Here is a 7,438-nt window from a genome sequence, read left to right on the forward strand (position 1 = left end):
ACGTTCGCGGCCGGAATCGGGTTCCTGCACCTGTCCGGACAGATGCCGAATGCCCGTGGTGCAGCCCGCCGGGAACGCTTCCTCGACATCATGCTCGCGCGCTGACCCGCCCAAGCTCCATACCTAAAAGTATGGTAGGTTCGCGGACATGACCGTGGTCTCGGCGGCGTCGCCGACTATCAGCCCGGAGTTCGTCGCCCGACTGGCCGAACGCGCGCGGCAGGCCGAGGAGCTGCGCCAGCTGCCCAGCGAAACGATCACCGAATTTGTCGCGTCCGGTTTCACCGAGCTGCTGGTACCGGCCCGCTACGGCGGCCGCCAGGCCGATTTCCCGTCGATCCTCGACCCGGTCCGGCGGATGGCGCATGGGTGCGCGTCCAGCGCCTGGACCCTGGGGTTCTTCGCGTTACACAACTGGATACTGGCCCTGTTCGGCGAACAGGCCCAAGACGAGGCCTTCGCGACGCGCCCGTTCCTGGCACCCGCTCCGCTGGCGCCGACCGGCCGTGGCGTGCCGGTCGACGGCGGCATGAGGCTGCGCGGCCGATGGTCGTGGGCCACCGGCGTGATGCACGGCAACTGGATCATGGTCGGCGCGCTGTGCGGCCCCGACGACGACATCTATCCTGCGCTGGCGCTGCTGCCGATCACCGACGTCAGCATCGACGACGTCTGGCACACCGACGGCATGCGCGCTACCGGATCCAACGATGTCGTCGTCGCGGACGCGTTCGTGCCCGCTCACCGGCTCGTGCGAGTATCGGACATCTATAAGGGCACCGCCCCGGGCGCCGCCCTGCACGACGCCGACACCTACCGCTGGCCGATGGTGCCCGCACTGGCGTTCCTGGCCGCGATGCCCGCGCTGGGCAGCGCCGAACGCGTCACCGACATCTACGCCGAACGGCTCGGTGAGCGTGTTCTGGCCTACGAGGGTGTCACCCAGAAGGACAAGCCCATCGCGCAAGCCCACCTCGGCGAGGCGCGGACCCGGCTGCGGGCGCTTCGCGGGCTGCTCGCCGACACCATCGGCGAGCTGGAATCCATCATCGCCACGGGCGATCCGGTGCCGCGACCGGTACGCGCGGAGGCCCGGCTGGCGGCGGCGCACATCGTGCACGAATCACGGGCCGTGATCGGCCGGCTGCTCGAGGCGTCCGGGGCCAGCATTCACTTCGTCGACAACCCACTGCAGCGCATCAAGCGCGACGTCGATGTGCTGGCCGGCCACGTGGTGTTCGACTACGACACCAGCCGCGAACTCGCCGGTGCGCTGATATTGGGTATGCAGGTCTCGCGGACCGCAATGGTGTGATCGCACCGACGAGAGGAGTCCTGATGGCCAACGACCTACGTGAACGCATTACCACTTCCTTCCAGAAACTCGTGCTCAACCCGATAATGCGGCAGCTGCCGATCCAGCAGCTGCTGGAAACGACGGGACGGAAGTCGGGCCAGCCACGCCGCACCCCGCTGGGCGGCAGCCGGGTCGGCGACCAGTTCTGGTTCGTCTCGGAGTTCGGCGAGAAATCGCAGTACGTGCAGAACATCAAGGCCAACCCGAACGTCCGGGTGAGGCTGGGCGGGAAATGGCATAACGGCACGGCCCATCTCGTGCCCGACGACGACCCCCGCGAACGGCTGCGCTCGCTGCCGCAGTTCAATAGTTTCGGCGTGCGCACCTTCGGCACCAACCTGCTGACGATCCGGGTCGACCTGACCGACTGAGGCGAGGAGTGAAGCATGGAATCCTTTGTTCACCTGCGAAAAGGCAAGACTCCGCGGCGGCTGCACGCCGACCTGGACGGCCTCAAGGATGACGAGCTGGGCCGCGGGGGTTTCACCGGCCGCACGGCGAATATGTATCGCCGCCACGACCCGACCGCCTACCGCAGCTCCGGGCCACTGCGTCCGGTCGACGTGCTGGCCGGCGAGCTCAAGCCCAGCGACGCCACCGACGCCGCCGGCAGCCCCATGTTGCTGTTCTCGAATGCCGACTGCCAGGTGCTGTTGTCGCGGCGCAGCGAGCCGATGCCGTTCTTCGTCCGGTACGTCGACGGGGACCTGCTGTGTTTCGTGCACAAGGGTGCCGGCCTGCTCGAGACGGAGTTCGGCCCGCTGCCCTATCGCGAGGGTGACTGGGTGTACATCCCGAAGGCGTGCACGTTCCGTCAGGTGCCCGACAGCGGCGAGGACGGGGCGTCAACCCTGTTGTTGATCCAGGCCACCGACGAGTTCCGGGTTCCGCCTCCGGGCACGCTCGGCCGGCACTTTCCGTTCGACCCCTCCCAGGCCACCATCCCCGAGCCGACGCCCATCGATGATGACCCGCCATCTGGCGCTGACGAGTACGAGGTCCGCCTCGTCCATGAGGGTGGCCCGACAACCCTGTTCTACGAACACAATCCGCTCGATGTGGAAGGCTGGCGCGGCGATAACTTCGCCTTCACCTTCAACATCGCCGACTACAACGTGGTGATGTCCGACAGCGTGCATCTGCCGCCGACCGTGCACCTCTTCATGCAAGCCGCCGGTGTCTACGTGATGAACTTCCTGCCCAGACCCGCCGAGAGCGTGCAGGGCACCGAACGCACGCCGTGGTACCACCGCAACGTCGACTACGACGAGATCGCGTTCTTCCACGGCGGATCGCTCTACGGCATCCCAATGCCGCCCGGGCTGATTTCGCATGCGCCGCAAGGCGTCCACCACGGAGCGCCGGAGAAGGCGCGTGAACGAGCGCGGCGAAAGTTCGACGAGTACGACAAGGTCGACTGGTCGGTGATTGCCATCGACACCCGCCGCCGGCTCGTCCCATCCGCCGAAGTCCTCGCCAATGATTTGGGGCAGCACTAATGACGACGACCGAAGCGCCGGTCAAGTACGAGTACGACCGCATCCCGTATCTGGTTGCTTACCAGAACAATTCGGCTGTACGTGACGTCTACGGGGGAGTTGCCGAACTGGTGGTGCTGGAGAGTTATCTGCTCAAGCCCAAGACTTCTGCTGGTTCGCTACCGTCGGACACCGTGCTGGTGTTCATGCATCCAATCGGCGGTGGTGCGTACCTGCCGATGATCAACGCACTGGCCCGTGCGGGCAACGACGTCATCTACTGCAACAGCCGCTTCCGCGGCACCGACTCCGCGCTGCTGATGGAGAAGGTCGTCGAAGACCTCGGCGAGTGCGTCAAGGACGCCAAGAACCGGCTCGGCTACCAAAAGGTGGTGCTGGCCGGGTGGAGCGGAGGCGGCTCACTGTCGGTGTTCTACCAACAGCAGGCGCAGCACCCGACGGTCACCGCGAGCCCTTCCGGCGACGGACCCGACCTCACCAAACTCGGACTGATCCCGGCCGACGGGATCATGATGCTGGCCGCTCACGTCAGCCGTCACGGCACCATGACCGAGTGGATGGACGCGTCGATCCTCGACGAGACCGATCCGACCAAGCGCGATCCCGAGCTGGACCTGTACAACCCCGACAACCCCAATCAGCCGCCGTACACGAGCGAGTTCCTGGCGCGATACCGGCAGGCCCAGATCGACCGGAACCGTCGAATCACGAAGTGGGTCAAAGAGAAACTCACCGAACTCAAGGCCGCGGGACGGCCCGACGACGAGTTCGGGTTCGTCGTGCACGGCACCATGGCCGACCCGCGCTGGCTCGACCCGACGGTAGATCCCAACGAACGCACCCCGGGAACCTGCTATCTGGGTGATCCTCGGGTGGTGAACAACAGCCCGGTCGGGCTCGCCCGGTTCTGCACCCTACGCAGCTGGCTGTCCCAGTGGAGCTACGACGACGCCAATGGCGACGCCGTGCAGTGCGGACCCGACATCGCGGTGCCCGCGCTCGTGATCGGCAATCGGGCCGACGACGCCTGCACGCCCAGCCACACCCACCGGCTGTTCGAGGCGATCGGGCATTCTGACAAGGAGATGTACGAAATCCCCGGCGCCAATCACTACTACGCGGGCGCCGACCAGCGCGACAAACTGCGCAACGCGGTCGGCATCTGCACCGACTGGCTGCATCGGCACGGGTTCTCGCTGTGACTACGACCGGCCCGCTGGACGGCATCCGGGTGATCGAGATCGGCACACTGATCTCCGGGCCGTTCGCCGGTCGGCTGCTCGGCGACATGGGCGCCGAAGTCATCAAGATCGAACCGCCGGGGTCGCCGGACCCGTTGCGGACCTGGGGCCAGGCCGAACTCGGCGGCCACCACTTCTTCTGGACCGTGCACGCCCGCAACAAGAAGGCCGTCACGCTGAATCTGCGTGAGGAGGCCGGCCGAAAGCTGTTCCTGGAGCTCGTCGCGCGCTCCGACATCATCGTCGAGAACTTCCGGCCCGGGACGCTGGAGAAGTGGAACCTCGGCTACGACGTGCTGCACGAGGTCAATCGCGGCATCATCCTGGTCCGGGTCTCCGGCTACGGGCAGACCGGGCCGGAGGCACACAAGGCCGGATATGCCTCGGTCGCCGAGGCGGCCAGCGGCTTACGGCACATGAACGGGTTCCCCGGCGGACCGCCGCCCCGGCTGGCCCTGTCCCTCGGCGACAGCCTGGCCGGCATGTTCGCCGCGCAGGGGGCTATTGCCGCGCTGTACCGGCGCACCGTCACCGGTGAGGGCCAGGTGGTCGACGCCGCGCTCACCGAATCATGTTTGGCCGTCCAGGAATCCACCATCCCCGACTACGACGTCGGCGGTGTCGTGCGCGGCCCGTCGGGCACCCGGCTGGAGGGCATCGCGCCGTCGAACATCTACCGCAGCGCCGACGGCAGCTGGGTGGTGATCGCCGCCAACCAGGACACCGTGTTCCGGCGGCTGTGCACGGCGATGGGGCAGCCCGAACTGGCCACCGACGACCGGTTCGCGACACACGTCGCCCGCGGCCGCAACCAGGACGAGTTGGACAAGATCATCGGCGACTGGGCCGCCGACAGACAACCGGCCGACATCATCTCGACGCTGTCTGCCGCCGGGGTGATATCCGGCCCGATCAACACCGTCGCCGAGGTGGTCGACGATCCCCAGCTGCGGGAGCGCGGCATGCTGGTCGAGCACTTCGATGAGCGGATCAACCGCCCGGTGCTGGGACCCGGGGTGGTGCCGGTGCTATCGGAGACACCGGGGACGATCCGCAATGCCGGACCGGCTCGGCCCGGCCAACACAACGACGAGGTTTATTGCGAGCTGCTCGGCAAGACCGATGAAGAGATCGCGGCGCTGCGGACGGAGGGTGTGTTATGAGCGAGCTACCGAAACACGTCGACATTCGTGACGTGTCGCTTCGCGACGGGTTACAGATCGAGGACCCAATTCCGTTGTCGGCCAAGCTCGAACTGCTTTCCGCCGTCGCCGCCACGGGTGTGCGGGAAATGGAGGCGACGGCCTTCGTCTCGCCGTCGAAAGTCCCCGCCCTGGCCGATGCCGCCGAACTCGCGGCGGAACTGCACAACTTTGACGGCATCGAGTTCTCCGCCCTGGTGGCCAGCCCGAACGGCGCCAAGCGGGCGATCGCGGCCGGACTGCATTCGATCGAGTACGTGCTGTCGGCCGCCGACGGGCACAGCCGATCCAACGTCGGGCGCACCACCGCGGAGGCGACCGCTCTGATCGCAGAGATCGTGTCGATCGCACACGACAGCGGCGCCTCGGTGGAGGTCATCGTCGCCACCGCCTGGGATTGCCCGTTCGACGGCCCGACCCCGCCGCAGCGGGTGCTCGACCTGGTGTCGGTGGCCTGCGACAACGGCGTCGACCGGTTGGCGATCGCGGACACCATCGGCACCACCACGCCTCGGCGGGTCACCGAGCTGGTCGCACAGGTCAGGCCGTTGATCGGCGACATCCCGCTCGGAGCCCACTTCCACAACACCCGTGGCGCGGGCCTTGCCAGCGCCTACGCCGCGGTCAGCGCGGGCATCACCCGCCTGGACGCTTCGGTGGGCGGGCTGGGCGGCTGCCCGTTCGCCCCGGGCGCCAGCGGCAATATCGCCAGCGAGGACCTCGTCTACCTGTTGCGGGACAGCGGAATACATGTCGACGTCGATCTGGAGGCCGCGATCGCCGCCGCCAAGGTTGCGCAGCGGGTGATCGGCCACGACCTCCCCAGCTCGTTGCTACGCGCCGGCGACCGCCTGCTCGGCGAGTAGCCCGTGCCCGTCGAGACGCTTACCCCCAAGGGCCGTCAGACCCGACGCGCCATCGAACAGGCCGCCCGGAAGCTGTTCGCCGAGCGTGGTTTTCACGGCACCACCCTGGCCGACATCACCTCGGCCGCGGGAAAGTCGCCCGCGGTGTTCTATCGCTACTTCGCCGACAAGGAGGATCTGCTCGCCGCCCTGGCCGAGTCCTTTCTGCATGACATCGTGGCGCCCTCTGGGGCGAGCGTTGAGTTGCCGGCCTCACCGGACGATCGCGAGTTCTTCGTCTCGGTGGTCACCGGCTACCGGAATATGTTCAAACAGAACATCGGCATCATGATCGCGGTCGCCCAGCTGGCCGCCACCCAACAGCGATTCACCACCGTCTTCGTCGGCCCGTCCGGGTTGGGCCTGACGATCAGCGACGAGGACGCCATTGCGACGCTGTCGACCATCTGGAAGAAGACGCTGTACGGGTTCTGACGACGAAGGAGATCACTGTGGATTTCACCCTCCCGGACCATCTTGTCGGCCTGCTGGCCGAGATGGACGCGTTCATCGAGGCTGAGATCAAACCGCTGGAACGCGAGCACATCCAGTACTTCGATCATCGTCGCGAAAACGCCCGTACCGACTGGGACAACGGTGGTATTCCCAAGCGCGCGTGGGAGGACCTGCTCGGCGAGATGCGCGCCCGCGCCGACAAGGCGGGCTGGCTGCGCTACGGTCTGCCATCCAGGTTCGGCGGCCGCGACGGTACCAACATCGATATGGCGGTGATCCGGGAACATTTGGCGCACAAGGGTCTTGGGCTGCACAACGACCTGCAGGACGAGTCGTCGATCGTCGGCAACTTCCCGCAGGTCATCATGATGGACCGGTTCGGCACGGAGGCACAGAAGAAGGAGTGGTGCGAGGCGCTGATCACCGGTGAGCGGTCGATGGCATTCGGCCTCACCGAGCCGGGTCACGGGTCGGACGCGACCTGGCTGGAGACCCGCGCCGAGACCGACGGCGACGGCTGGGTGATCAACGGCGCCAAGCGGTTCAACACCGGAGTGCACCGGGCCACGCACGACCTGGTCTTCGCCCGCACCTCCGGGGAGCCCGGTCAGGCGCGGGGCATCACGGCGTTCCTGGCGCCCACCGACACCCCCGGCTTCAACGTTCCGTACTACTGGTGGACGTTCAACATGCCGACCGACCACGGCGAGGTCGAGTTGAACGATGTCCGGGTACCCGCCGACGCGGTGCTCGGCGAAGTGGACCGAGGCCTTGAGGT

8 protein-coding genes and 1 pseudogene are annotated in these 7,438 nt (G+C 66.9%); all 9 read left to right on the forward strand.

The genetic code is table 11. The features are described from left to right. Positions 1-105 (forward strand): annotated as a pseudogene (locus ACRDU5_RS14725) (TetR/AcrR family transcriptional regulator); the annotation flags it as partial. A gap of 43 nt (positions 106-148) precedes the next feature. Continuing rightward, on the forward strand, positions 149-1,315 hold the full coding sequence (locus tag ACRDU5_RS14730; protein WP_526615330.1) for an acyl-CoA dehydrogenase family protein: 1,167 nt from the start codon (positions 149-151) through the stop codon (positions 1,313-1,315). A 23-nt stretch (positions 1,316-1,338) separates the two neighbouring features. Next, positions 1,339-1,728, forward strand: a complete 390-nt coding sequence (locus tag ACRDU5_RS14735; protein ID WP_526615331.1) for a nitroreductase family deazaflavin-dependent oxidoreductase — start codon at positions 1,339-1,341, stop codon at positions 1,726-1,728. A 15-nt stretch (positions 1,729-1,743) separates the two neighbouring features. Continuing rightward, positions 1,744-2,856: a homogentisate 1,2-dioxygenase gene (locus tag ACRDU5_RS14740; RefSeq protein ID WP_526615332.1), complete on the forward strand. Its 1,113-nt coding sequence runs from the start codon at positions 1,744-1,746 to the stop codon at positions 2,854-2,856. Beyond that, the gene (locus ACRDU5_RS14745) at positions 2,856-4,058 is read left to right on the forward strand and encodes an alpha/beta hydrolase family protein (RefSeq protein WP_526615334.1); all 1,203 of its coding nucleotides are present in this window, start codon (positions 2,856-2,858) and stop codon (positions 4,056-4,058) included. The genes ACRDU5_RS14740 and ACRDU5_RS14745 overlap by 1 nt, the downstream gene beginning before the upstream one ends. Further along, positions 4,055-5,260, forward strand: coding sequence for a CaiB/BaiF CoA transferase family protein (locus ACRDU5_RS14750; RefSeq protein WP_526615335.1), 1,206 nt, complete (start codon positions 4,055-4,057; stop codon positions 5,258-5,260). The genes ACRDU5_RS14745 and ACRDU5_RS14750 overlap by 4 nt, the downstream gene beginning before the upstream one ends. After that, on the forward strand, positions 5,257-6,165 hold the full coding sequence (locus ACRDU5_RS14755; RefSeq protein ID WP_526615336.1) for a hydroxymethylglutaryl-CoA lyase: 909 nt from the start codon (positions 5,257-5,259) through the stop codon (positions 6,163-6,165). The genes ACRDU5_RS14750 and ACRDU5_RS14755 overlap by 4 nt, the downstream gene beginning before the upstream one ends. Positions 6,166-6,168: 3 nt before the next feature. Beyond that, entirely contained in the window at positions 6,169-6,639 is a 471-nt protein-coding gene (locus tag ACRDU5_RS14760) for a TetR/AcrR family transcriptional regulator (RefSeq protein WP_526615337.1), read from the forward strand. Positions 6,640-6,656: 17 nt separating this feature from the next. After that, the coding region (locus ACRDU5_RS14765) for an acyl-CoA dehydrogenase family protein (RefSeq protein ID WP_526615338.1) at positions 6,657-7,438 on the forward strand (782 nt) is incomplete at its 3' end.

The sequence above is a fragment of the Mycobacterium sp. genome, from assembly GCF_050701515.1.
Taxonomy (GTDB): Bacteria; Actinomycetota; Actinomycetes; order Mycobacteriales; family Mycobacteriaceae; genus Mycobacterium.

Bases quoted from the DNA above. Each gene is read 5' to 3' on its own strand.
- ACRDU5_RS14730 (WP_526615330.1), top strand. From the start codon at position 149: ATGACCGTGGTCTCGGCGGCGTCGCCGACTATCAGCCCGGAGTTCGTC.
- ACRDU5_RS14740 (WP_526615332.1), top strand. From the start codon at position 1,744: ATGGAATCCTTTGTTCACCTGCGAAAAGGCAAGACTCCGCGGCGGCTG.
- ACRDU5_RS14755 (WP_526615336.1), top strand. From the start codon at position 5,257: ATGAGCGAGCTACCGAAACACGTCGACATTCGTGACGTGTCGCTTCGC.
- ACRDU5_RS14745 (WP_526615334.1), top strand. From the start codon at position 2,856: ATGACGACGACCGAAGCGCCGGTCAAGTACGAGTACGACCGCATCCCG.
- ACRDU5_RS14735 (WP_526615331.1), top strand. From the start codon at position 1,339: ATGGCCAACGACCTACGTGAACGCATTACCACTTCCTTCCAGAAACTC.